Below are 26,503 nucleotides of genomic sequence, written 5' to 3'. Positions count from 1 at the left end.
TCTTATATATAAATACATCGTCTCACGTCGCACCCCTCGTGGGTGCGTGGATTGAAATCTTATAATAATCAGCGACAATTTTTGGTAATTTAATGTCGCACCCCTCGTGGGTGCGTGGATTGAAATATATCTGCTATGAGATATGCAATGGGAAGACAAAGTCGCACCCCTCGTGGGTGCGTGGATTGAAATAATTTAGACACATTCAGGTCTTCAGATGCCAAATGTCGCACCCCTCGTGGGTGCGTGGATTGAAATTTACTTGAAGAGCCTAACCCATATATGTCTGGACGTCGCACCCCTCGTGGGTGCGTGGATTGAAATGACTCAACTTATGGAAATTGTAAACACCACAGACGTCGCACCCCTCGTGGGTGCGTGGATTGAAATAAATTTGGAGGAAGTATTGACCACTTAGCTTGGGGCGTCGCACCCCTCGTGGGTGCGTGGATTGAAATTGCAACAAGTTTGGGGATAACCCACATGGCAACGTCGCACCCCTCGTGGGTGCGTGGATTGAAATCTGTATCGTTTACGATTGTGTCCACCCATTTATCAAGTCGCACCCCTCGTGGGTGCGTGGATTGAAATTAATCATCTTGTTAGATGGAGATACATAAGGCACGTCGCACCCCTCGTGGGTGCGTGGATTGAAATTGGGAGAGTAAATATAATAAGGCTACCAACGAACTTGTCGCACCCCTCGTGGGTGCGTGGATTGAAATTTATTTCTTTTTTCTCTACCATTTCTATCCTCCTCGTCGCACCCCTCGTGGGTGCGTGGATTGAAATTATTAAGTGCGTAAATGCCTGTGCCCTCAGTCCTTGCGTCGCACCCCTCGTGGGTGCGTGGATTGAAATAAAATTACTAAAAAAAAATTAAAGAATACTAGCTGTCGCACCCCTCGTGGGTGCGTGGATTGAAATGAAGAAGTGCCACAACTTAAAAAGTTATTTGTGCCGGTGTCGCACCCCTCGTGGGTGCGTGGATTGAAATACATCACAAAATCTGGGGATACCTGGGACTTAATGTCGCACCCCTCGTGGGTGCGTGGATTGAAATATCATCGCTGTCGTGGATTATTATTGGCTTGTAAGTCGCACCCCTCGTGGGTGCGTGGATTGAAATTCACTTGGCAAAGTACAGTCAAAGTCAAATTCTGTGTCGCACCCCTCGTGGGTGCGTGGATTGAAATTCTACTACAACCTCAACGGGACAACCAGTTTTTACAAGTCGCACCCCTCGTGGGTGCGTGGATTGAAATTTTTGTCATAGTCATTCTCCATGTAATCTATGATCCAGTCGCACCCCTCGTGGGTGCGTGGATTGAAATAAGGATAATTCTTTGTGCAAAAAACATAGCCATCAGTCGCACCCCTCGTGGGTGCGTGGATTGAAATGTCATGGATAAGGTCCAAGCTAGTGCTATTGAATAGTCGCACCCCTCGTGGGTGCGTGGATTGAAATCTGCAAGCCCTAAGTACACTGACACTGTAACATGTCGCACCCCTCGTGGGTGCGTGGATTGAAATTTAATTGTATTTATTTTTATACAATTTTTACTGGGTCGCACCCCTCGTGGGTGCGTGGATTGAAATACGCTGCCTAAAAAGTCCAGGTACCATTTACACACGTCGCACCCCTCGTGGGTGCGTGGATTGAAATGACCAATCAACATTTGCTATGTTACTGACAATCTATGTCGCACGCCTCGTGGGTGCGTGGATTGAAATCTCTTTGAAAACGTCAAAGGCTTACTATCGCACGAGTCGCACCTCTCGTGGGTGCGTGGATTGAAATTTACAAATAGAAATAATAATTTGAAATAAAGTAAAGTCGCACCCCTCGTGGGTGCGTGGATTGAAATAATTGACTTAGACAGTCAGGCTAACCTTACATTTGGTCGCACCCCTCGTGGGTGCGTGGATTGTAATGCAAAAAAGTGTCATTTGCTGTGATGATAAAGTCGCCCCAACTTTAAGAAGTTTTTGATTTAAAAAACATTGTGAGCTTGTCTGGGAGTTAATCTTATATTATGGAAAATATTAAGGATTTAGAAAGTAAATATGTAAAAAATATGGAGATATTTTTCCAAATATTGGAATTTCTGAAGAATACGAAAGAGAGATTATATTAGAATGTTTAGCCCAAGGTAAGGATGCTTATGAGCTAGGTTTTTTTAATTTAAAAGATTGCTATTAAAGGGAAAAATTATATAATAATTTTTCAAGCTGCTTTGATTAATAGTTTTTACATAAGCAAATAATTTAGATTTTTATAAAATATTTTAATTCATTTAATACATATTTTGCATTAATTCTTTTTATCTCATGATTTCAAGGCTTAAATTGATTTTATAGGCGATTTCAGTTATAATTATTTTAATTATGATAGATTTTAATCGGAATTTTGACAGATTTTGCCAAGACCTTATCCCCAGGGATTGGGTTTTTTTATGGAGGTTTTATGAGCAATAAAAAATTTTATGTTACGACGCCAATTTATTATCCAAGTGATAATCTTCACATTGGTCATACTTACTGCACTGTGGCAGTTGATTGCGTTAAGAGATTTAAAAAAATGCAAGGTTACGATGTTTTCTTTACTACTGGTACTGATGAACATGGTCAAAAGATAGAGACTAAGGCAAAGGAATTTGGCATGAAGCCAAAGGAATATGTTGATGGCATTGTCAAAAATATCAAGAAGCTTTGGAAAACTATGGACATTGACTACGATTATTTTGTCAGATCTACTGATGAGGATCACGAAGAAGATGTTAGAAATATTTTCCAAGAGCTTTACGACAAGGGCGACATTTACAAGGGCGAATATGAAGGTTATTATTGTACTCCTTGTGAATCTTTTTGGACTGAGGCACAAGTTGGTGAAGACCACAATTGTCCTGACTGCGGAAGACCAACTCAGCTTACTCATGAGGAATCTTATTTCTTTAGACTTTCTAAGTACAAGGACAGACTTTTAAAATATTATGAAGACCACCCTGAATTTATTGAGCCTGCTTTTAGAAAAAATGAAATGATTAAAAACTTTTTCGAAGGCAAGGACGGTCTTGAAGACCTTTCTGTTTCTAGGTCTACTTTTGATTGGGGAGTTAAGGTTCCCTTTGATGATAAGCATGTTGTCTATGTTTGGATAGATGCTCTTGCATGTTACTTAACTGCTATTGGTTATGGCACTGACAAGGAAAAGTTTAATTCTTATTGGCCAGCTGGCGTTCACTTTGTTGGCAAGGAAATTATTAGATTCCATGTTATTATTTGGCCTGCTATTTTAATGGCACTTGATTTGCCTCTTCCTGATAAGGTCTTTGGTCACGGCTGGATTTTATTTGACAACGACAAGATGAGTAAGTCTAAGGGAAATGTTATTTATCCTGAGCCAATTATCAAGCTTTATGGCGTTGATGCTCTTAAGTATTTCTTGCTAAGAGAATTTTCTTTTGGCTCTGACGGATCCTTTAATATTGAAAAATTCATGCAAAGACTTAATTCTGATTTAGCCAACGACCTTGGCAATCTTCTTTCAAGAACTGTTTCCATGATTTCTAAATATAATGATGGAGTAATTGAAGACAAGGGCGCAAGAGAAGATGTTGATGATGATCTTAAAAATCTTGCTGTTTCTGTAATTGACGAAGTGGAAGATGCAATGGAACACTACCAATTTTCTGTAGCTCTTGAGGCGATTTGGAAGTTAATCAGAAGATCCAACAAGTATGTTGATGAAACTGAACCTTGGAAGCTTGCAAAGGACGATGACAAAAAGGACAGACTTAACACTGTTTTATATAACTTGGCAGAAAGTTTAAGAATTGTTTCTGTTTTAATTTATCCATTTATCAAGGATACTTCTCTAAAGATTAGAGAGCAACTTGGTGTAAGTGGCGAAATTAATTGGGAAGATGCAAGAACTTTTGGCTTATTAGAAGATGGCACTAAGGTAAATAAGGGCGAAGTTATTTTCCCAAGACTTGACATCGAAGCTGAAATTGATAGATTTAACGAAGAAAACACTGCTCTTTTAAATTCTAGAATAATGGCAGAAGGTCACCAAGATAAAGATATTGCTGAAGATATAAAAAAGGAAATTAATATAGAAGATTTTGCAAAACTTGATATTAGAGTTGCAGAAATTGTTGGCGTAGAAGATCATCCTAATGCTGATAAGCTTTATGTCCTAAAATTAAAAGTTGGCGATTTAGATAGACAAATTGTCTCTGGCATAAAGGATTACTACAAGAAAGATGACTTAGTTGGCAAAAAAATCCTCATGATTTTAAATCTAAAGCCAATTAAATTAAGGGGCGTTGAGTCCAACGGTATGCTTCTTGCTGCAGCAGATGATGATGGAAATCTTACTCTTGCATCAACTTTAGCTGACATTAAATCAGGAGCAAAAATTAGTTAGGAGAAACTATGATAGATTCACATGTGCACTTAGACGACGAGGCCTTTAACGGAGACCGAGAGGACATAATAAAGAGTTTAGGTGAAAATGGAATAGAACTTGTTATAAATAATTCTTCTGACCTCCCTTCATCTGAGAGGTCAGTGGAGCTTGCTAATAAATACGATAATATTTACGCAGCTATTGGAGTTCATCCTCATGAGGCAAGCACTTATGATGATGAAGTTGAGAAAAGACTTATTGAGCTTTCGGGGGACAAAAAAGTCGTGGCTCTTGGAGAAATTGGTCTTGACTATTATTACGACAACTCTCCAAGAGATGTGCAAAAGGAAGTTTTTAAGAGGCAAATTGAGCTTGCAGCAAAGCTAAAGAAAAATATTGTAATTCACTCTCGCGATGCAGCAAAGGATACCTTTGACATCTTAAAGGAAGCTCACGAGAAATATGATTTCACAGCTTTAATTCACTGTTTCTCCCAATCTGTGGACATGATGAGAGAATATTTAAAGATGGGCGACTACATTGCCCTTGGCGGTGCAGTTACCTTTAAAAATGCAAAGACTCCCAAGGAAGTTGCCAAGGCAGTTGACCTTGATAGACTTCTTCTCGAAACGGACTGTCCCTACATGACACCTGTTCCCTATAGGGGCAAGAGAAATGAGCCAAAGCTTGTGAAGTTTACCTGCCAATATATTGCAGATTTAAGGCAAATGGATGCCTTAGAGCTTGAAAAAATTACTGGGGAAAATACAAAGAGGTTTTTTGGAATATGAAAATGACAATTAAAGAAGTAATTGTCGCTGAGGGTCGTGACGACGAGATTGCCATTAAAAAGGCAGTGGATGCAGAGGTTATTACCACTCACGGCTTTGCCTTTGGCAGAAATTTAATAAATCTTTTAAAAGAAATGGACAAGAAAAAGGGCATAATTATCTTCACAGACTCTGACTACATGGGCTCTCAAATAAGAAAGAGAATTGCAGATGAAATTCCAAATGCTAAACACGCCTACCTTTCTCAAAATGTCTCCACAAAACACGGTGATATTGGCGTGGAAAATGCCTCTGCCGAAGAAATTTTAAAGGCACTAAAGGCAGCACGAGCTACAAAAACTGATGCCATAAGTGAATATACTATGGATGATTTAATAGAAAACAGACTTATAAATTCTGATGATGCAAGTGCGAGACGCGAAAAACTTTCGGAAATCCTAAAAATAGGATACGGAAATGGAAAAAAGACCCTTCACAAATTAAATTCCTTTGGCATTACAAGGGAAGAATTTGAAGAGGCTATGAAGGAAGTGAATTCCCATAGATAGATTATATAAACCAAGCAGACTTTCAGAAATCCTTACTAAGTATGGATTTAGATTTACAAAATCCCTGGGGCAAAACTTTTTAATCGACGGAAATATTGTTAGAAAAATTGCCGACGCAGCTGAAATAAGTGAAGATGACAATGTCCTTGAAATTGGTCCTGGAGTTGGAACCTTAACAGAAGAGTTGGCTCTAAGGGCAAAAAAAGTCCTAACGGTTGAAATTGACGAAAAGTTAAGGGAGCTTCATAAGGAAACTCTTGCCCTAGACAATGTTAAAGTAGTTTATGGAGATTTTTTGGACTTAGACTTAAAAAAACTTTGCCAAGAAGAATTTGGCAATGAGGGCTTTAAAGTCGTTGCAAATCTTCCCTACTATGTGACAACACCAATAATTGAAAAATTAATTTTGGCTAAGGTAAATTTAATTTCTATTACAGTAATGGTGCAAAAGGAAGTTGCAAAAAGACTTGCAGCAGAGCCAGGAGGTAAAGATTATGGCTCATTATCTGTCTTTATAAATTATTACACAGATTGTAAATATAAGTTTCAAGTGCCAAGTTCAGTTTTTATGCCAAAGCCCAATGTTGACTCGGCAGTTGTGAACTTGAAGATGAAAAAGAGAGAAGAAGTTGACACAGACTTTTTATTTAAAGTTGTTCGTGCAGCTTTTACAACTAGGAGAAAGACTATTTTAAATTCTCTTTCCAATTCAAAATTAAATTACACAAAAGATGATATAAGAAGAGCCCTTGAATTAAGTGGCATTGATGAGAGCAGAAGAGCTGAAACTCTAAAGCTTGAAGAATTTATTCTTTTAAGTGTAAATTTTAAAAGTGTGGGGTAACAAAAATGAAGGATAAATATATAGATGAAATCTCAAAAAAAGTTGAAAAAGATATTTCTAACTTCAATAAGGAAGAGGACTTAATAGAAATACTTTCTCAAATATTTAAAGCCCTATCTGATCCTACAAGGATAAAGATTATCTATGCGCTGATGAATGGACCTCTATGTGTGTCCGATATTGCAGTCTTGCTTGACATGAGTCAGTCTTCAATATCACATCAACTTGCACTTTTAAGAAATCAAAGCTTGATAAAGGTAAAGAGAAAGGGCAGAAGAGCCTACTATTCACTAGATGACGAACACGTCCTATGCATATTTAAAGACGGACTAGAACACGCAAAACACAAATTATAAAAATATTAATTATAAAAAACTTAAAGAATTTGCTTCACTTATACTATTGGAGTATAATAAAAGTAAGTAATGAGGAGGAATAAAATGAGTAAAGTAACAGTATATACAAGTAACACTTGTCCTTATTGCACAATGGCAAAGGATTATTTAAAGGAAAGAGAAGTTGACTTCGAAGAAAAGAACGTTCAAACTGACAAAGAAGCAAGAAACGAACTTATGGCAATGGGATACACTGGAGTACCAGTAATCTGCATTGACGACGAACAAATCGTTGGCTTCGACAAAAATAGATTAGACGAATTGTTAAAATAATTTTTAAAAATTAGAAGAGAAATAGATGCTATGGGGGCATCTATTTTTTTGAGGAGTGAAGATGAATTTAATATCGGTATTTTTTATTGGAGTGGGACTTTCCATGGATGCCTTTGCGGCAGCAATATGTAAGGGTCTATCCATTAGAAAAAATTTTTTTGAAAAATCCTTTGTCATTGCACTATTTTTTGGAGTTTTTCAAGCACTAATGCCCTTTGTAGGTTATCTCTTGGGCTCAATTTTTGCAGAGAAGCTTCAAGCAGTGGACCACTGGATAGCCATTGTCCTCTTGTCAATTATTGGGGTGAATATGATAAGAGAATCAAAGGATAAAACTTGCACAATTGAAGGAGATAGGCTAGACCTTAAAAATTTATTTATGCTTGCCATAGCAACATCTATAGATGCTCTTGCAGTGGGAGTGTCCTTTGCCTTTTTGAAGATAAAAATATCTCTTGCAGTCTTTGTAATTGGCTTTACAACTTTTGCCATTTCCTTTTTCGGAGTGCGAATAGGAAAGGCCTTTGGCATAGCCTTAAAGGGCAAGGCACAGGTTACAGGTGGCTTAATTTTAATTTTTCTTGGACTAAAAATTTTACTTGAGCATCTTGGATTACTTGTCTTTTAATTTAACAATATTAAAACTCTCTTAGCTTAGGCGGAGAGTTTTTTATTGGAAAATTTTAGCTTAAAATTATTTTTTTTCCTTTAAAAAATTTTATTTTTATAAAGGAGTGCAAAGATTTTCTAAAAGAAGAATAAAAAAATAAAGTTTCATATAGTCAAAGATTTTGCGTCAAAAATTAATTTTTCTAAAAAAACAAATCATAATTAAATCTTTTTTTAACAAATGTAATTAATATTTAAAATTTTATAAAATTTGTTTATCTTAGCAAAATTACTAGAGAGGCTTTCCTTTATTTTACTCATGTTTTCATGTATAATTATTTTGGAAAAGATTTTGATTAATTAATCATACATAGAGATTCTAATTGAATTAATCATAGGTCTTTGTTATAATATTCCTAAAAGCTGGAATGGATTCCGTAATATGAAACCACATTGGGAGGTGTGATAATGTTAGGAGATGTTACTCTTACCATGGGAGAGGCCTTTGGTGTAGCGTTGACAGGACTTAGCGTAGTTTTCTTGGCCCTTGTATCTTTATTAATAGCAATTTTAATTATTACTAAAGTAGTTGGAGGTATTCAAGGTAAGGCTGACGCTGGAAAGTCAAATCAAGTAGCGGCGCCTGCTAAGGCAGCACCAAAGAAAGTAGCGGCTGATAATTCAATGGACCCTGCACTTTTAGCAGCAATAGTTGGAGCAATTAGCATGCAAGAAAGATCGAGAGTTGAAAGTTTTAGAATTGTTTCTATAAACGAAAAAAAATAAATTATTTTAAATTATTCTATTATTTATGAAAAGGAGAAATTAATGAAATATCAAGTTAAAGTAGATGGAAAAGTTTTTGAAGTAGAAGTTGAAAAAGTTGGCGGAGGATACCAATCTCTTACTCCAGCATCACTTACAGCAGCACCTGTTGCAGCTCCAGTAGCACCACAAGCTGCACCAGTTCAAGCACCAGCACCAGCTCCTGCAGCACCAGCACCAGCTCCTGCAGCAGCTCCAGCAGCAGCACCTGCAGCAGGCGGAGCAGGAGATGTAATTTCACCAATGCCAGGAACTGTTCTTAGACTAAATGTTAATAGTGGAGACACAGTAGCATCTGGAGATGTTATTCTTATTCTTGAAGCTATGAAGATGGAAAATGAAATCGTAGCTCCATGTGCAGGAAAAGTAACACTTAAAGTAACAGCTGGAGAAACAGTAGATACTGACGCATTACTAGCAGTTGTAGAATAATAGGAGGTCGGAATATGTTATTAGAAACATTACAGGGGATTCTAGGTGAATCGGGATTTGCATCATTGCAATGGCAAAATGTGGTAATGTTTATTATATCCTTCATTCTTATTTATCTAGCGATTAAAAAAGAATTTGAACCACTATTACTTCTTCCAATTGCCTTTGGTATGCTTTTAAGAAACTTGCCAATGACAGGTCTAATGGAAGTAGGAGACCCATGGCAATCTTCTGGAGTTTTGGCAATCATGTATAATGGTGTTAAGTCTAACTTATTCCCATGTTTAATTTTCATGGGCGTAGGAGCAATGACTGACTTTGGACCACTTATTGCCAACCCAATCTCATTACTTCTAGGTTCAGCAGCACAATTTGGTATTTATGTTGCCTTTATCGTTGCTGTTAAACTTGGATTTACTGGACCAGAAGCAGCATCAATTGGTATTATCGGTGGAGCAGACGGACCTACAGCTATATTTACAACATCACAACTTGCACCTCACCTACTAGCACCAATTGCAGTAGCAGCTTATTCATACATGGCACTGATTCCAATGATTCAACCGCCAATTATGAAGGCACTTACTACTGAAAAAGAAAGAGAAACAGTTATGACATCACTAAGAAAAGTATCTAAACTAGAAAAGATAATTTTCCCAGTTGTTGTTGTACTTTTCACAGCACTACTTCTTCCAGATGTAGCACCACTTCTTGGTATGCTAATGCTTGGAAACCTATTTAAGGAATCAGGAGTAGTTAATAGATTATCTGACACTGTACAAAACGCACTAATGAACATTGTAACTATTATGCTTGGAACAACAGTTGGAGCAACTGCAGATGGAGCAACTTTCCTACAACCTGCAACTATTAAGATTATTGTTCTTGGACTAATGGCATTTTGCTTTGCAACAGCAGGCGGTGTTATTTTTGGTAAAATTTTATACATTGTAACAGGTGGAAAAATCAATCCACTTATTGGTTCAGCTGGTGTATCAGCAGTTCCAATGGCAGCTCGTGTATCACAAGTTGAAGGTAGAAAATATAATCCTACTAACTTCTTACTAATGCACGCAATGGGACCTAACGTTGCGGGAGTTATTGGCTCAGCCGTAGCAGCAGGTGTATTCTTAATATTATTCAGTCATTAATTCATTCAGCTCCATAGTGAGCTGAATATTTATGCAATCAAGTTATATAGAACAAAAGGAGGTTTTAACTTGAGTAAAGTAATGAAACTTAAAGACGCCATAGCTAAATATGTTGAAGATGGCGATGTAATTTCACTTGGGGGATTTACAACTAACAGAAAACCTTACGCAGCAGTAAATGAAATTTTGCGTCAAGGTCAAAAAGATTTTATCGTTGAAGCAGGACCTGCAGGAGGAGACTGGGACACATTAATTGGAGCTGGCAGAGTAAAGGCATACATAAATTGCTACACTGCTAACTCAGGATATACAAATGTTTCAAGAAGATTTAGAGCAGCAATTGAAAAGGGAGAACTTCTTATGGAAGACTACTCTCAAGATGTTGAAATGCAAAGAATTCACGCAGCTGCACTTGGCCTTCCATACCTACCAGTTAGACTTATGATGGGTTCAAGTTTAGTTGACGAATGGGGAATCTCTAAAGAAGAAAGAGAAAAAATTGACAAACTTCCAAATGACAAATTTATATATGTAGAAAACCCATTCAAAAAAGGAGAAAAACTTGTTGCAGCACCAGTTCCTGAAATTGACACTGCAATAATTCACGTTCAAATGGCTTCTCCAGATGGAACTACAAGAATTCTTGGAAATACATTCCACGATGTTGATATTGCAATTGCAGCTAGAAAAGTTATCGTAACTTGCGAAGAACTTGTTTCTGACGAATACATCAAAAACTACGATGCAGATGACAACAAGATTCCAGGATTCTGTGTTGACGCAGTAGTTCACGCACCATTTGGCGCTCACCCTTCACAATGTTATGACTATTATGATTATGACGCTGATTTCTACAAGATGTACAATGTTAAATCAAAGACTGAAGAAGACTTCAACGCATTCTTAGATGAATGGGTATATGGAGTTGAAGATCATGAAGCATACCTTAACAAGCTTGGAGCTACAAGACTAATTGGTCTTAAGAATGTTCCAGGATTTGGTTACGCTACAGATGTACTAAAGAAGGGAGAAGAAAAATAATGGCTAGATACGATAACTATACAAATAAAGAAATGCAAGCAGTTACAATTGCTAGACAAATTAAAGATGGTCAAATAGCAATTGTAGGAACAGGACTTCCTCTAATTGGTGCATCTCTTGCTAAAGCAGTTTATGCTCCTCATTGTTATCTAATCGTAGAATCAGGACTTATGGACTGTGACCCAATTGAAGTTCCAAGATCAGTTGGTGACAATAGATTTATGGCACACTGTGGAGTTCACTGGACAAATGCAACTTATGTTGGTTTCCAAGCTAATGAATGGAGACATGACAAGAAGAGAATGATCGCATTTATCGGTGGAGCTCAAATTGACCCATTTGGAAATGTTAACTCTACAGTAATCGGTGACTACCACCATCCTAAGACTAGATTTACAGGTTCTGGTGGAGCTAATGGTATTGCAACTTATGTTAATACTATTATCATGATGCAACACGAAAAGAGAAGATTTATAGAAAAAGTTGACTATATAACTTCTCCAGGTTGGATTGATGGTCCTGGCGGAAGAACTAGAGTAGGTATTCCTGAAAATGTTGGACCACAAATGGTTGTAACTGATAAGGGTATCTTGAAGTTTGACGAAGACACTAAGAGAATGTATCTTGCTGGATACTATCCTTCTTCTTCACCAGAAGATGTTATTGAAAACACAGGATTTGACATTGATGTATCTCGTGCAGTTAAACTTGAAGAACCAGATGAAGATGTAATTAAATTAATAAGAGAAGAAATAGATCCAGGCGAAGCTTTCATTAAGAGACCTGTAGAAGAATAAGGAGGACACATGACTCAATATTCACTTGCTTCATATTTCCAAAATATGAAGACAATTGGGAACCCATTAAGAGAAGTTGATGAAGAAAACTTTAATCAATTAAGAGAAATTGAAGAAGAAATTAGAGTATTTGCTGAAAAAGCTCTTGCTGCTGGAAAACCAGATGAAAAAGTAAATGAACGTGGCGAAATGACAGCTCTTCAAAGAATTGCTGAACTTATCGACGAAGGAACTTGGTGCCCACTTAACACAATTTATAACCCTGGCGATAATGACCATGGTACAACTGGTGTTGTTAAGGGACTTGCAAAGGTTGACGACAGATGGGTATACATTGTTGCATCAGACAACAAAAAACTTGCAGGTGCATGGATTGCTGGACAAGCTGATGACCTTTTAAGAGCATCAGACACAGCAGAAAGACTTAGAATTCCACTAGTTTATATACTAAATTGTTCAGGTGTTAAACTTGACGAACAAGAAAAAGTTTATCCAAATAGACGTGGAGGCGGTACTCCATTCTACAGAAACTCAAGACTTAACCAATGTGGAGTTCCTGTAATAGTTGGTATTTATGGTACTAACCCAGCTGGTGGTGGATACCACTCAATTTCACCTACAATTATAGTTGCTCATAAAGATGCAAACATGGCTGTTGGTGGAGCTGGAATCCTTGGCGGTATGAATCCTAAGGGATATATCGACGAAGAAGGAGCTAACCAAATTGCAGACCAAGCTGCACATGCTAAGAAAACTACTCCTCCAGGAGCAGTTGGCGTTCACTTCGCACAAACTGGTTTCATGAGAGAAGTTTATGTTGAAGAAGAAGGAGTACTTGAAGGAATTAGAAAATATCTTTCAATGCTTCCAAAATTCCAAAGAGAATTCTTTAGAGTTGATGATCCAAAGAATCCACTATTCGACCCTAACGACATGTATTCACTTATTCCACTTAACGGCAAAAAGGCTTACGATATATATGATGTAATTTCAAGACTTTTTGATGGTTCAGAATTTATGGAATACAAAAAGGGATACGGTAGAGAAATGGTAACTGGACTTGCAAAAGTTAATGGACTTCTAGTTGGTGTTGTAGCTAACGTTCAAGGTCTATTTATGGGCTATCCAGAATACTACAATGATCCAAAACACATCTCTATTGGTGGAAAACTTTATAGACAAGGTTTAATTAAGATGAATGAATTTGTTACACTTTGTGCTAGAGACAGACTTCCTATTATCTGGCTACAAGATACAACAGGTATCGATGTAGGTGACGATGCAGAAAGAGCTGAACTACTAGGACTTGGTCAATCACTAATTTATTCAATCCAAAACTCTGACCTTCCACAAATGGAAATTACAATGAGAAAGGGAACTGCAGCTGCCCACTATGTACTTGGTGGACCACAAGGAAACGACACTAATGCCTTTTCACTTGGTTCTGCAGCAACTGAAATCAATGTAATGAATGGAGAAACTGCTGCTACTGCAATGTACTCAAGAAGACTTGCAAAGGATAAAAAGGCAGGAAAGGATCTTCAACCTACAATTGACAAGATGAACGACTTGATTCAAGATTACAATGATAAATCAAGACCATTCTCTTGTGCAAAATATGGTCTAGTAGATGAAGTAGTAAACATGAACCTATGGAGAAATTACATTATTGCCTTTACTGAAAGTGCATACCAAGACCCAGCTTCAATTTGTCCAGTTCATCAAATGCTTACTCCAAGAATTATCAGAGACTACGACAGAATAAATAATATTAAATAATATTAAAAATAATATAAAATATGACAACTTATTGGATAATCTTAAAAAGGATTATCCAATATTTTTGTTCATTGTTTATTTACTTACTATTAGTAAAATATACTTTTTAAAAGTAATAAATAGTAAATCATAAAAGCTCTAAAAGCCTTGTAATTTCAAGTATCTTGGCTTGTGATTTTTGACAAAGATACATAAGTATAGTAGAATTAAGAAGAGTAAGATATTAATTTTAAACTAAAGAGGAGATTGTATGGCAGAAGCTATTTATACAATGGGAGTTGATATTGGTTCAACTGCCTCAAAGAGTATTATTTTAAAGGATGGCAAAGAAATTATTTCAACTTCAGTTATTGATGTTGGAGCAGGAACTAGTGGTCCATCTAGAACTATTAGTGAGACTCTAAAAAATGCTAACATGAAAAGGGAAGACATTTCTTATGTAATGGCTACTGGCTATGGTAGGTCAGCTCTTGAAGAAGCTGACTTTCAAATGTCTGAACTTTCTTGTCATGCTAAGGGTGCTTACTTCTTATTCCCAAATGTTCGCACAATCATTGATATAGGCGGACAAGATGCCAAGGCTCTTAAAATTGGAGACAATGGTATGCTTGAAAACTTTGTTATGAATGATAAATGTGCTGCAGGTACAGGAAGATTCTTAGATGTAATTGCAAAGGTTCTTGAAGTTGATGTTTCTAAGCTTGAAGAGTTAGATAAATTATCTACAAAAGATGTAAGTATTTCCTCTACTTGCACAGTTTTTGCTGAATCAGAAGTTATTTCACAACTTGCAAGTGGAACGAAGATTGAAGATATAGTTAAGGGGATTCACGACTCCATAGCTGCAAGAGTTGGTTCTCTTGCCAAGAGAGTTGGACTTAATGATGATGTAGTATTTACTGGTGGCGTAGCTCTTAATAAAGGCATGGTTAGAGCTCTCGAAGAAAACACTGGACATAAAATACACACTTCACCACTATGTCAACTAAATGGTGCTCTAGGAGCTGCACTATTTGGTTATCAAAAATGTAAATTGGAAAAGTTAAAAGCTAATAAAAAAGCTAATGCATAATTTATTTTAGGAGGTAAACTATGGCTGAAATTCAAAAAATACCTGGTAAAAAACCAAGACCAATCGAAGGACATATTCCTGCTGCTCAAGCTCTAAGAAATGTAGTAGATAGAGTTTATGGGGCAGCATGGGATGCTAAGAAAAGAGGAGAACTAGTTGGATGGTCATCATCTAAATTCCCTATTGAACTTGCAAAGGCATTTGGACTACACGCTGTATATCCAGAAAACCACGCAGCTACAACTGCAGCTAAAAAAGACGGTTTAAGACTTTGTCAAACAGCTGAAGATATGGGATATGATAACGACATTTGTGGTTACGCAAGAATTTCTCTTGCTTACGCAGCTGGAGAACCAACTGACTCAAGAAAGATGCCACAACCAGACTTCGTTCTTTGCTGTAACAACATCTGTAACATGATGACTAAATGGTACGAAAACATTGCAAGAATGCACAATATTCCAATGATTATGATTGACATTCCTTTCCAAAACACTGTTGATGTACCTGAAGAAAAAGTTGATTACTTAATGGGACAATTCGAATATGCTATTCACCAACTTGAAAAATTAACTGGAAAGAAATTTGATGAAAAGAAATTTGAAGAAGCTTGTAAAATTGCAAATAGAACTGCTGCTGCATGGCTTAAAGCTTGTTCTTACATGGCTTATGAACCATCTCCACTTTCTGGATTTGATTTATTCAACCACATGGCAGACATCGTTGCTGCAAGATGTGAAATTGACGCAGCTGAAGGTTTCGAACTTCTAGCAGCTGAATATGAACAATCAGTTAGAGAAGGAACTTCTACTTGGGAATATCCAGAAGAACACAGAATTCTATTTGAAGGTATCCCTTGCTGGCCAGGACTAAGACATTTGTTTGAACCACTAAAACAAAATGGCGTTAACGTAACTGCTGTTGTTTACGCACCTGCTTTTGGTTTCCAATATACAACTGTTAGAGAAATGGCTGCAGCTTACTGTAAGGCACCTTGTTCAGTATGTATCGAAGACGGTGTTGAATGGAGAGAAACAATGGCTAAGGAAAACGGAGTTTCTGGAGCACTTGTTAACTACAACAGATCATGTAAACCATGGTCAGGAGCAATGCCTGAAATCGAAAGAAGATGGAGAGAAGACCTTGACATTCCAGTAGTTCACTTTGACGGTGACCAAGCTGATGAAAGAAACTTCTCTGAAGAACAATATAAGACTAGAGTTCAAGGTTTAGTAGAAATTATGAATGAAAGAAAAGCAGATAGAATTGCTAAGGGCGAAGAAATCTACACTAATTTCGAAAACACTAAAGAAACTGACTGGTCTAAGACTACAATTTAATAGAGGTGCAAAATGACTGATATAAAAGAATTATTAAAAGAATTTAAACATATTGCAGAAAATGGAAGAGAACAAATTGACAAATACCTTGATGAAGGCAAAAAAGTTGTCGGAGTTTTCCCTTACTATGCACCTGAAGAAATTATTTATGCTGGCGGACTTGTTCCTTACGGAGTATGGGGCGGACAAGGACCTATTGACAAGGCAAAAGAATACTTCCCAACATTTTACTATTCACTAGCTTTAAGATGTTTGGAAATGGGTCTTGACGGTTCTCTTGACGGACTTAGCGCATCAATGGTAACTACTCTTGATGACACACTAAGACCTTTCTCTCAAAACTATAAAGTTTCTGTTGGTAGAAAAATTCCTATGGTATTTTTAAACCACGCACAACATAGAAAAGAAGATTTTGGTAAAACTTACAATGCAAAAATCTTTAAACAAGCTGCTGAAAGATTAGAAGAAGTTTGTGGCGTTAAAATCACTGACGAAAACTTAAAGAAAGCTTTCGAAGTTTATAACGAAAACAGAGCTCTTAAGAGAGAATTTGTTAAATTATGTGGAGATTACTCAAAGACAATTAAGGCATCTGATAGATGTAATGTATTAAAGGCTTCTTTCCACATGCTTAAAGATGAACACAACAAGATGCTTAAAGAACTAATCGAAGCATTAAAGGCAATGCCAAAAGAAGAATGCACAGGACCAAGAGTTGTTACTTCTGGTATCATAACTGACAACCCAGCACTTCTTGAAGTTCTTGACAACTTTAATATTTGCGTAGTAGCAGATGATGTTGCAAGTGAATCAAGAGGATTTAAAGTTGATGTTGACACTTCAATAGAAGATCCATACATGGCTCTAGCTGATCAATTTGCAAGAATGGACGAAGACCCAATTCTTTACGACCCAGATATTTGGAAGAGACCAAAATATGTTGTTGACCTAGCACTTGATAACGATGCTGACGGATGTCTATTATTCATGATGACATTTAACGATACAGAAGAAATGGAATATCCATCACTAAAGAAAGCTTACGAAAAAGCTGGCATTCCACTAATTAAGATGGGTTATGACCAACAAATGACTGACTTCGGTCAAGTTAAGACTCAACTTGAAACATTTAACGAAATGGTTCAACTTAATAGAATGTAATAAATTTAATAAAATAAATTTTAAGGCGCCTGATAATGGGCGTCTTTTTTTGAAAATTTAAGGGTAAAGTCGTCTTTGTAAAAGAAAGTCTATGTGATAGAATTAAATTAAATTAATTAAAGGAATAAGCTATGGAGAAAATATCTACAAGAGATTACAATTTAGATTTAATAAAATTTTTTGCAATTATTGCAACTATTTCAATACATGTTTTTGCACCAGGAGCAAATTATGAAGTGGGCTCAAGTTCCTCAAAGTTTTTTATACTTGTAGGATCCTTTTTTAGATTTTGCGTGCCAGTTTTTTCAATGGCAAGCGGATATCTTCTCTACACCAGAGATTATATAAATACAAAAAAGATTTTAAGAGACATTTTTAAGTTTCTCTTGTTTTTTATGCTGGCAGAAATTTTTTATAGATTTCTTTCCTGCCTCTACATTAAATATTACTATCACAGTCAAATAGATTTTATTGCCATGAAAAATGATTTAATGGATGGAAACACTAAGACTCATCTCTACTACATTTTTATAATAATTTTAATATATGTTTTTGCTCCAGCGGGAAATTTTTTAGTCAGAAGGGAAAATGGCGAGCTTAAATACTTATTAAAGGCTTGGATTTTTCTTGCCCTTAGCCTAGTATTTTTGGTAAACCTATTTGATTTAAAGGGTCTAAAAATTATAAAGTCCTATGAGCTAAGTGGTCATTACAATTATGTATTTTATGCACTGCTAGGCGCCTACTTTAAAAAATATAAGAGGGAAATAATTAAAAAAAATATATTTTTTTATATTGCTGTCTTTATCCTTTCCTATTTGTTACTTGTCCTTACAATATTCATGACAAGTCATGAGGAAATAAATTTATTTACTTGGCACAGCAACAATATTTTAATATTTGGCTTGGCATTCGGAATTTTTGGGACGGGAATGAAGATAAATTTAAAAAATGAAAAGTTTAAAGCCTTTTTAAAATTAGTTTCCCAAAATATTTTTGTCATCTATATAATTCATGTTGCTTTTTTAGATTTTCTTAGCATCCACAAATTGACCTACATTAACTTTCAGGGACCAGAAAAAGTTTTTATTGCATTGGGAGAAATTATTTTAATATTTATAATTTCACTTGTGACATCAATAAGCTTAAGATTTATTAAAAATAAAATATTTGCAAAATAAAAAGACTGTTGCATCGTAGCAACAGTCTTTTGTAATTTTTTTTATTAGTCTCTTTTAACAAGAACATTTTCTTCAAATGCTCTGTCATCCAATTTTTCCATTCCAGATGGCACTTCTACTTCCATTATATTATTTTTTCTGAAAGCATACATGTCAATTTCTTTAATATTTTTTGGTAATTTAACTTCAGTAAGTTTGTTTTTGTAGAAAGCACTTACTCCGATAAATTCAACTGTGTCAGGAATTTCAATTTCGCCAATTTCGTTTAGAGAAAAAGCATTGTCGCCAATGAATTCTAATTTTTCAGGCATTTTAACATCAGTTAATTTGTTTCTGTAGAATGCGTAAGCATCTAATTTTTTTACTGAATCTGGAATTTCAACTTCAGTTAAGTTGTTAACGCCAAAAGCTTCGTACCTAATTTCTTCAACAGTTTCAGGAATTACAACTGAGTTAAGTTTTCTTCTGAAGAAGCATTGTTCTCCAATAACTCTTATCTTAGTTCCATCTGGTCCTTCAGTAGGCACTACCATGTCAAATAATTGTTCATTTTTGACTTTGTCTTTGCCCTTTCTTGTCATTCCCTTTAGCACATCGCCATCAAATATAAAATCGTCAAACTCCCAAGGTTTTTCCATAATATGTATGTCCTCCCCCTACATAAATTTTTTCTTACATATATTATAACATAGTGGCTGGAATTTATAAAGGAAGGTTGTAAAACAGAGAAAGGATGAACATTTTTTATAAATAAAAAGAACAAAGTTACTAAAAGTTTGAATTAAGTAAAATATGTTACGAATTATAAATAATTAATGCTTTAAGTGGGTATCATTATAATACGAAAAGAATTTAATACAAAAACAGTAATAGGTGGGTAATAAATTTGTAAAATTTAAATTATTTTGCAGGAAAAGGTAGTCATTATTTGACCCGGAGAACTTTTGTCGTTATAATACAGTAAAGCAAAATATTAAAGACAAATACTAGTGGAATAGTATTAAGAGGAGGAAAAAAATGGAAAATAAAAACTTTTTTGAAGATATGATGGAAATGCAAAAAAATATTTTTGAAAATCAAAAGGAAGCTTATAGCAAATTTATGGAATCTTTTAAGTTTGGAGATTTCAAACCTTTTGGTGGAAATATGTTTGTAAACAACTTTAAAAATCCAATGGACTTTTTCAAGGACTACAGAGAAATCAATGAAAATTTTGAAAATAATTTTAAAGATTTCTTCGCACAAGTTCCTGGCTACAAGGAATCTTTGGATTCTTACAACAAAAATATGGAATTTTTGAACAAACTTTACCTTGCTTATGGCGATTTTTATAAGGACTTAGATCTTGTTTCAGCTCAAAATAAATTAATTGAGTTATTTGAACTTTATAGCGACGAATTAGTTGAAATGTCTAAAAAATATTTCTACAAACTAATTCCAGATAGCTATTACAGAGTTCTTGAAAACTTTAACTTGGAAAAATTTATAAGACCTGCCATAGAAAATTCTAAAAAGTCTATTGATTTTTATGAAAAAGCAATAGAAAATAGACCAGAATTATTAGTTGCAGATGTAAAAGATTTTTACCAAGGAATTTTGGACAAGATTTTTGAAATGCCAACTATTGGCGTAAGTCCAGAAGATAAGGAAGAGTCAAAGAGGGAATTTCAAAATTATCTTGACCTTGAACTTAAACTTTTAGATTTTAATTTATTCCTAGAAAAGAAAAATCAAGAAACAGCTTTAAAGGCTCAAAGAGCTTATATCAATGGACTTGAATCTGAAGCTTCACTAGAAGATTTTGCAGATTTCTTCAAATTCTACATGAATAATTTTGAGAAAGCTTATAGAGAACTTGTAAACTCTAATGAATATAAGGAAAAAGCTCAAGAAGTTTTAGATATTGTTGAAAAAAACAAAAAATCTTACATGGAAAAAGTTGCAGAAAGATTAAAAGATTTTCCAATTGCAACTGCTAGCGATGCAGAAAAATTCATGGACCAAGTTGAAGGACTTACTAAGGGACTTGACGATGCAAAGAGAGCTAAATCAAGCCTAGATAGAAAAGTTAACAAGATAAAGAGCGATTCTGAAAAAGAAATTAAGGCTCTTAAGGAAGAAGTTGCAAAATTAAAAGAAGAAAAGGCAAAAGTTGAAACTGATTCAGCTCTTAAAAAAGAAGTTGAAGAAATGAAAAAAGAGCTTGCTGCTTTAAAGGCACAAGTTAAGGCAAAATAAAATATAAGAATCTTCTCCTAAAAAGGTCTGTGGGTTTTCCTGCAGACTTTTTTTATGCCTTAAATTATTAATGCCAAGGATTTAAATTGTAAGAATAAAAATTTACCTCGCCTAATAAATTATTGATAAACGATAAATAATTATTGTAATTCATTAAATAAAGTGATATACTCCTAGAAAAGGGAGGTTATTATGAAATCATTACGAGTAAAATTTATTGGCGGGCTCCTCTTCATTGCCCTATTTATTTTGGCAGGAGGATTTTATGGGCTGATAAAATTGTCTAGCTTTATGGCAAAAATTTATCCAATGTTCATGAATATGAAGTATCCCATGCTAATTTTGTGCCAGGGAATAATATTAGCCTTAATTTTTGCCCTTCTATTTGGACTTTTTGCCCTAAAAAAATATGGTGATGGCAAAATTTTTGAGAGAGGAATGTTATTTGACCTTCAAGTCATAGCCCTTTCCTTTATAGGAATTTTTTTCCTTTCAATTCTTTCCATAATTTACACAAATTTTAACCTAGATGGGTCAATTACCAACCTAATTTTTATAGGGGGAGCAATTGTTGCCATGTTAATTGCACAAATTTTTCTTCTACTTTGTGATTTGATCAAAGAAGGAATCGCCCTAAAAGAAGAAAATGATCTGACGATTTGAGGTGGACCATGGGAAAAATAATTGTTGATTTAGATGTGGAACTTGCAAAAAATAAAATGTCTCTTACAGAATTATCTGAGCAAGTTGGCATAACCATAGCCAATCTTTCGATTTTAAAGACAAATAAGGCCAAGGCCATAAGATTTTCCACACTTTCAGAAATTTGCAGAGTTTTAAATTGTGATGTAGGCGATATTTTAAGGTACCAAGGTGATGAAGATGAGTGATAAAAAATTTAAAAGAGTTTTAATTATAATGTCTATAATTTTTCTGGCAGCCATTCCTCTTTTATTTTTACTTTCAGATAGTAGAGACCAATCAGTAAAAGAAGTGGAAAATGATTTTGGCATAAGCTTTCCTAAAAGCGTAAAGAGAGTAAGAGAGCTTTATAAAGAGCCAGACTTTCACGGAGACGGGGAAGCTGCAATTTTATTTTCTGTAGACAAAGCTGATATAAAAGAGATAGAAAATGACCTAGAAGACTATAAAGTTAAAGGGGATGACAATAAACTTTCTCAAATCGATACTTGCCTTAATGCAGTTATGAAGAGAGGCTTTGACACTTCTATTGATTTAAATAATGAAGTTTACTTTAAAGCAACATCTGACAATGTCTTTCATAATATATATGGCAACTTCATTGCCCTCATAATAGACGAAGAAAAGGGCGAAATCTTATTCTTGCAGTGGGACACTTAAGAGAATAAACTTGAAGCTAAAAAAATTAAAAGTAAATAAATTAGAAATATGACGTGGAGGACTTGACCCTGGCGTCATATTTTTTTAGAAACTTTTATAATTTGAAAAAATTTGCCGCCGAGAATTATAAAAAATTCTCATAAAATAAAAAAAGGCAAAAAAAATTGCCGAGCATATCTCGGCGTGTAAAAAGGAAATTAATTAAAAAAGTGTATTAAATAATCTGTTATTAGTTTAGCATAATAAATTCATAAATACAATAAAAAAATATAAAAATTTTACAAAAAAGATAAAAATTTTAAAAAAATAATTAGCAGACTACTTGCAAGAGTGCTAATGATGTTGTATAATTAAATAGTCAAAGATAGTCAAACAATTCTTACTTTGTTTGAGTCTTTGACGAGATTTAAATTCTTAACTAGATTTAAGTCTTTGACTAGATTTAAATTTTTGATTTTAAGTTATTAAATCTTAAATTTCACATTTTAATTAAAATAAGTCATTTTATTTGAGCCCACTTTATGTTCATTTATTTTTTATTTGGATATAAATATCTTAGATTAAATGATTTTAAATAGATATGAGGAGGTTACAATTTGAAATACAAAGATTATTATGAAATCCTTGGAGTTTCTAAAGATGCAGATGAAAAGGCGATTAAGAGTGCCTATAGAAAGCTTGCAAAAAAATATCACCCTGATGTAAATCAAGGCGATGAAGCTGCGGCAGAAAAGTTTAAGGAAGTTTCTGAGGCTTACGAGGTTCTATCTGATGCCGATAAGAGAAAAAAATACGATACTTTTGGCTCTAATTATGATTTTTCTTCCGGCTACGATTTTGACCCTTCTCAATATGGTTACACTTATACTACAGGAGGAAGCGGAGCAGATTTTTCTGACTTCTTCGAAACTATTTTCGGCTCATCAAGGTCTGGCAGAGGAGGAAATTTCTCTGGCGGCTTTAATATAAATGACATTTTTGGAGATTTGTCTGGAAGGGGAAGAGGAAAGTCTTCCAACAAGTCCAGAAACAAGTTTGAGTCTGAACTTTCCATCTCCATTAGGGATGCCTACGAGGGCACAACTAAAAATGTGAGCTTAACTTACAACAGAAAGGAATATCAAGTTGCCGTAAAAATTCCTAAGGGAATCACTCGTGGCAAGAAAATTAAGGTAAAGGGCGAAAAGTTTGGTCTTCCTGGAGATATTCTCTTTAAGATTAACATTCGCGACGAAAAGGATCTTGTCCTTGATGGCCTTGATATTATTAAAACTGAAAATATTTATCCATGGGACGCAGCTCTTGGCAGCAGCAAAACTGTGGAAACTTTAAGTGGCAAATTAAAGTTAAAAATCCCAGAAAATTTTGTGGGAGGAAATAAAATGAGGATTCCTTCCAAGGGTTTCAAAGATTTAAAGGGCAATGTGGGCGACCTCTATGTCATCTTTAATATCATAAATCCAAAGAAACTAACTGAGGAGCAAATTAAATTATATAAAGAATTACAAAATTTAAATAAATAATAAGAAAATGAGGTGTTTTTATGAATTTTGAAAAATTTACTCAAAAATCCCTTGAAGCCGTTCAAGGCGCATACAATATTGCGAAGGAATACGGCAATCCTGAGGTAAAAGAAATTCACATAAATTACGCACTTTTAAATGACAAAGAAGGACTTATACCAAGGGTCTTAACTTATATGGAAAAAAATCCTGACATGATAAAAAGTGATGTCTTAAAGGTTATTGAAAGACTTCCTAAGCAATCAGGTGCTGAAGTTTATGCCGACTCTTCCTATAGAGAGCTTTTCCAAAAGGCAGAAGACTTTATGAAAAAAATGGGCGACGAATATCTTTCTGTTGAGCACATTTATCTTGCTCTTTTAAACATGAAGGGCACTGATTCATCTTCTATCTTTAACAAACATAAAATTGATGCTGATAGTTTTTTAAATGCTCTTAAGAAAATTAGGGGCAACCAACATGTGACTACAGATAATCCTGAGGGAACTTATGACGCTCTAAAGAAATACGGACAAGATTTAACTGAACTTGCTCGTGATGGCAAGCTAGACCCAGTAATTGGTCGTGACGAAGAAGTTCGTAATGTAATAAGAATTCTTTCTCGTAGGACTAAGAATAACCCAGTTCTAATTGGCCCTCCTGGAGTTGGTAAAACTGCCATAGCTGGCGGACTTGCCCAAAGAATTGTCTCTGAAGATGTGCCTGAAGGACTAAAAAATAAAACTGTCTTCTCCCTAGACATGGGAGCCCTTATTGCAGGTGCAAAATACCGTGGTGAATTTGAAGAAAGATTAAAGGCTGTCCTTAATGAAGTGAAAAAATCTGAAGGCGACATAATTTTATTCATCGATGAAATTCACAACATAGTTGGTGCAGGAAAAACTGATGGCGCTATGGACGCATCAAACCTTTTAAAGCCAATGCTTGCTCGTGGTGAGCTTCACGCCATTGGGGCTACAACTCTTGATGAATACAGAAAATATATTGAAAAGGATCCAGCTCTTGAAAGAAGATTCCAAAAGGTTATGGTTAAAGAGCCTACTGTTGAAGATACAATTGCCATCCTTCGTGGTTTAAAGGACAAGTATGAAATTTATCACGGAATAAGAATTTCTGACTCTGCAGTAATTGCTGCTGCAACTTTATCTGACAGATACATCACTGACAGATTTTTGCCAGACAAGGCCATCGACTTAATGGACGAAGCCTGCGCAATGCTAAGGACAGAAATCGACTCCATGCCTACAGAAATTGATGAAGTTAGAAGAAAAATTTTGCAACTTGAAATTGAAAACCAAGCTTTAAAAAAGGAAACTGACGAGGCAAGTGCTGAAAGGCTTAAAAAACTTCAAGCTGAACTTTCTGAAGAAAAGGCAGAATTTGATAGATTAAAATCAAAATGGGAAGCTGAAAAGAAGGAACTTGACTCCACAAAGGAAATCAAGAAAGAGATTGAAGATACAAACCACGCCATAGAAGAAGCTGAAAGGAATTACGACTTAGAAAAACTTTCTGAATTAAAATATGGCACTCTTCCAAAACTAAAGGAGGAACTTGCCAAGAGAGAATCAGAAAAGAAGGACGATTCTTCTATGGTTAAGGAAGAAGTTACAGAAGATGAAATCGCCTATGTTGTAAGCAGGTGGACTGGCATCCCTGTTGAAAAATTAAATAAAACTGAAAGAGACAAACTTCTAAACTTAGAAGATATTCTTCACAAGAGAGTTATTGGTCAAGATAGGGCAATTGAAGTTGTATCTGATGCAGTCCTAAGGGCGAGAGCAGGACTTAAGGATAGGAACAAACCTATTGGATCCTTCATCTTCTTGGGACCAACTGGTGTAGGTAAGACTGAAACTGCCAAGGCTCTTACAGAAACACTTTTCGATGATGAGAGAAACTTAATTAGAATTGACATGTCTGAATACATGGAAAAACACTCTGTGTCAAGACTTGTGGGTTCTCCTCCAGGATATGTTGGCTACGATGAAGGCGGACAACTTACTGAAGCTGTAAGGAGAAAACCATATTCAGTAATTTTATTTGACGAAATCGAAAAGGCTCACCCAGATGTATTTAACATTCTTCTTCAAGTTCTTGACGACGGCAGACTAACTGACAACCAAGGAAGAACTGTAGACTTTAAAAATACAGTTATAATTATGACATCAAATATTGGGTCACACTTCTTAATTGATGGAATTGGTGCTGATGGACAAATAACTGAAGCTGCAAGAGAAGAAGTTATGCGCGACCTTAGAAGTGCCTTTAGACCTGAATTTTTAAACAGGGTCGACGAAGTAGTTTTATTTAAACCTCTTCAAAGAGATGAAGTTTATGACATCATCAAACAAAGCATTAAAGAAGTTGAAAGAAAACTTGAAGATAGAGAAATTAAAATTGAAGTTACAAAGGCAGCTCTAGAATTTATCCTAAACGCATCCTTTAGCCCACAATATGGGGCAAGACCAGTTAAGAGATACATTGGCCACACTCTTGAAACTAAAATTTCAAAGATGATTATAAGGGGCGATGTAATGGATGGCGACACAATTTTAGTTGATGTCTATGCAGATGATTTGTCTGTTAAAGTTAAATAATTAAAGATAAGGACTTGCTGAGGCGAGTCCTTTTTTATGTCTATTGTGTTACAAAATGTTAAAAAAATATTAAAAAGCTCAAATATCAGCCACTTATCACTTTTTTATCACAAAAGAGATATAAACT

General features: G+C 35.3%; 24 protein-coding genes and 1 CRISPR repeat array. Of the genes, 23 read left to right on the top strand and 1 reads right to left on the bottom strand.

The genetic code is table 11. The features are described from left to right. Positions 1-26 precede the first annotated feature (26 nt). Positions 27-1,935: direct repeats of the CRISPR family, unit length 32 nt; unit sequence GTCGCACCCCTCGTGGGTGCGTGGATTGAAAT. A 532-nt stretch (positions 1,936-2,467) separates the two neighbouring features. From metG to Q0U74_RS04320, 17 genes are all read left to right on the top strand, one after another. Beyond that, the gene (metG, locus tag Q0U74_RS04400; protein WP_297392896.1) at positions 2,468-4,432 is read left to right on the top strand and encodes a methionine--tRNA ligase; all 1,965 of its coding nucleotides are present in this window, start codon (positions 2,468-2,470) and stop codon (positions 4,430-4,432) included. An 8-nt stretch (positions 4,433-4,440) separates the two neighbouring features. Beyond that, the gene (locus Q0U74_RS04395) at positions 4,441-5,205 is read left to right on the top strand and encodes a TatD family hydrolase (RefSeq protein WP_297392895.1); all 765 of its coding nucleotides are present in this window, start codon (positions 4,441-4,443) and stop codon (positions 5,203-5,205) included. Continuing rightward, positions 5,202-5,753, top strand: coding sequence for a ribonuclease M5 (gene rnmV, locus Q0U74_RS04390; protein WP_297392894.1), 552 nt, complete (start codon positions 5,202-5,204; stop codon positions 5,751-5,753). Before Q0U74_RS04395 ends, rnmV begins: the two co-directional genes overlap by 4 nt. Beyond that, on the top strand, positions 5,740-6,597 hold the full coding sequence (rsmA, locus tag Q0U74_RS04385; protein WP_367178317.1) for a 16S rRNA (adenine(1518)-N(6)/adenine(1519)-N(6))-dimethyltransferase RsmA: 858 nt from the start codon (positions 5,740-5,742) through the stop codon (positions 6,595-6,597). Before rnmV ends, rsmA begins: the two co-directional genes overlap by 14 nt. Before the next feature lie 5 nt (positions 6,598-6,602). Then, positions 6,603-6,953: a helix-turn-helix transcriptional regulator gene (locus tag Q0U74_RS04380; protein ID WP_297392893.1), complete on the top strand. Its 351-nt coding sequence runs from the start codon at positions 6,603-6,605 to the stop codon at positions 6,951-6,953. An 84-nt stretch (positions 6,954-7,037) separates the two neighbouring features. Next, on the top strand, positions 7,038-7,265 hold the full coding sequence (locus tag Q0U74_RS04375) for a glutaredoxin family protein (protein ID WP_019125490.1): 228 nt from the start codon (positions 7,038-7,040) through the stop codon (positions 7,263-7,265). 61 nt (positions 7,266-7,326) lie between these two features. Next, a complete protein-coding gene (locus Q0U74_RS04370; protein WP_297392892.1) occupies positions 7,327-7,893 on the top strand; it encodes a manganese efflux pump MntP family protein in 567 nt (188 codons plus the stop codon). 449 nt (positions 7,894-8,342) lie between these two features. Next, a complete protein-coding gene (locus Q0U74_RS04365; protein WP_297392891.1) occupies positions 8,343-8,660 on the top strand; it encodes an OadG family protein in 318 nt (105 codons plus the stop codon). Between the two features lie 42 nt (positions 8,661-8,702). Further along, on the top strand, positions 8,703-9,131 hold the full coding sequence (locus Q0U74_RS04360) for a biotin/lipoyl-containing protein (protein ID WP_297392890.1): 429 nt from the start codon (positions 8,703-8,705) through the stop codon (positions 9,129-9,131). A 14-nt stretch (positions 9,132-9,145) separates the two neighbouring features. Next, positions 9,146-10,282 (top strand): sodium ion-translocating decarboxylase subunit beta, encoded by a 1,137-nt coding sequence (locus tag Q0U74_RS04355; protein WP_297392889.1) that lies wholly within the window; start codon positions 9,146-9,148, stop codon positions 10,280-10,282. A 69-nt stretch (positions 10,283-10,351) separates the two neighbouring features. Then, positions 10,352-11,323 (top strand): glutaconate CoA-transferase subunit A, encoded by a 972-nt coding sequence (gene gctA / locus Q0U74_RS04350; protein WP_297392888.1) that lies wholly within the window; start codon positions 10,352-10,354, stop codon positions 11,321-11,323. Further along, the gene (gene gctB, locus Q0U74_RS04345) at positions 11,323-12,120 is read left to right on the top strand and encodes a glutaconate CoA-transferase subunit B (protein WP_297392886.1); all 798 of its coding nucleotides are present in this window, start codon (positions 11,323-11,325) and stop codon (positions 12,118-12,120) included. The genes gctA and gctB overlap by 1 nt, the downstream gene beginning before the upstream one ends. 9 nt (positions 12,121-12,129) lie before the next feature. Then, a complete protein-coding gene (locus tag Q0U74_RS04340; protein ID WP_297392885.1) occupies positions 12,130-13,899 on the top strand; it encodes an acyl-CoA carboxylase subunit beta in 1,770 nt (589 codons plus the stop codon). 250 nt (positions 13,900-14,149) lie between these two features. Further along, positions 14,150-14,971, top strand: coding sequence for an acyl-CoA dehydratase activase (locus Q0U74_RS04335; protein WP_297392884.1), 822 nt, complete (start codon positions 14,150-14,152; stop codon positions 14,969-14,971). Between the two features lie 20 nt (positions 14,972-14,991). Then, on the top strand, positions 14,992-16,311 hold the full coding sequence (locus Q0U74_RS04330; RefSeq protein ID WP_297392883.1) for a 2-hydroxyacyl-CoA dehydratase subunit D: 1,320 nt from the start codon (positions 14,992-14,994) through the stop codon (positions 16,309-16,311). A gap of 12 nt (positions 16,312-16,323) precedes the next feature. Then, positions 16,324-17,472, top strand: a complete 1,149-nt coding sequence (locus Q0U74_RS04325) for a 2-hydroxyacyl-CoA dehydratase subunit D (protein WP_297392882.1) — start codon at positions 16,324-16,326, stop codon at positions 17,470-17,472. A gap of 131 nt (positions 17,473-17,603) precedes the next feature. Beyond that, positions 17,604-18,653 carry an acyltransferase gene (locus tag Q0U74_RS04320; RefSeq protein ID WP_297392881.1) on the top strand — a complete coding sequence of 350 codons (1,050 nt, stop codon included), beginning with the start codon at positions 17,604-17,606 and terminating at the stop codon, positions 18,651-18,653. Positions 18,654-18,697: 44 nt separating this feature from the next. On the opposite strand, the gene Q0U74_RS04315 is transcribed toward Q0U74_RS04320, so the two are convergent. After that, positions 18,698-19,291, bottom strand: a complete 594-nt coding sequence (locus Q0U74_RS04315; RefSeq protein WP_297392880.1) for a leucine-rich repeat domain-containing protein — start codon at positions 19,289-19,291, stop codon at positions 18,698-18,700. 379 nt (positions 19,292-19,670) lie between these two features. On the opposite strand from Q0U74_RS04315, the gene Q0U74_RS04310 reads away from it, so the two are divergent. The 6 genes from Q0U74_RS04310 (at position 19,671) to clpB (ending at position 26,376) form a co-directional block, all read left to right on the top strand. Continuing rightward, on the top strand, positions 19,671-20,891 hold the full coding sequence (locus Q0U74_RS04310; protein ID WP_297392879.1) for a poly(R)-hydroxyalkanoic acid synthase subunit PhaE: 1,221 nt from the start codon (positions 19,671-19,673) through the stop codon (positions 20,889-20,891). Positions 20,892-21,083: 192 nt separating this feature from the next. Further along, positions 21,084-21,554: a DUF2975 domain-containing protein gene (locus Q0U74_RS04305; RefSeq protein ID WP_297392878.1), complete on the top strand. Its 471-nt coding sequence runs from the start codon at positions 21,084-21,086 to the stop codon at positions 21,552-21,554. A gap of 8 nt (positions 21,555-21,562) precedes the next feature. Further along, positions 21,563-21,781, top strand: coding sequence for a helix-turn-helix transcriptional regulator (locus Q0U74_RS04300; RefSeq protein ID WP_019125475.1), 219 nt, complete (start codon positions 21,563-21,565; stop codon positions 21,779-21,781). Then, positions 21,774-22,253, top strand: a complete 480-nt coding sequence (locus tag Q0U74_RS04295; protein ID WP_297392877.1) for a hypothetical protein — start codon at positions 21,774-21,776, stop codon at positions 22,251-22,253. The genes Q0U74_RS04300 and Q0U74_RS04295 overlap by 8 nt, the downstream gene beginning before the upstream one ends. A 596-nt stretch (positions 22,254-22,849) precedes the next feature. After that, the gene (locus Q0U74_RS04290; protein ID WP_297392876.1) at positions 22,850-23,776 is read left to right on the top strand and encodes a J domain-containing protein; all 927 of its coding nucleotides are present in this window, start codon (positions 22,850-22,852) and stop codon (positions 23,774-23,776) included. A gap of 20 nt (positions 23,777-23,796) precedes the next feature. Continuing rightward, the gene (gene clpB, locus Q0U74_RS04285) at positions 23,797-26,376 is read left to right on the top strand and encodes an ATP-dependent chaperone ClpB (protein ID WP_297392874.1); all 2,580 of its coding nucleotides are present in this window, start codon (positions 23,797-23,799) and stop codon (positions 26,374-26,376) included. Positions 26,377-26,503 lie beyond the last annotated feature (127 nt).

The sequence above is a fragment of the uncultured Peptoniphilus sp. genome, assembly GCF_946998875.1.
Lineage (GTDB): Bacteria > Bacillota > Clostridia > Tissierellales > Peptoniphilaceae > Peptoniphilus_A.
Note: the sequence above shows the minus strand (reverse complement) of the source record. Positions and strands in the feature narration are given on the sequence as shown.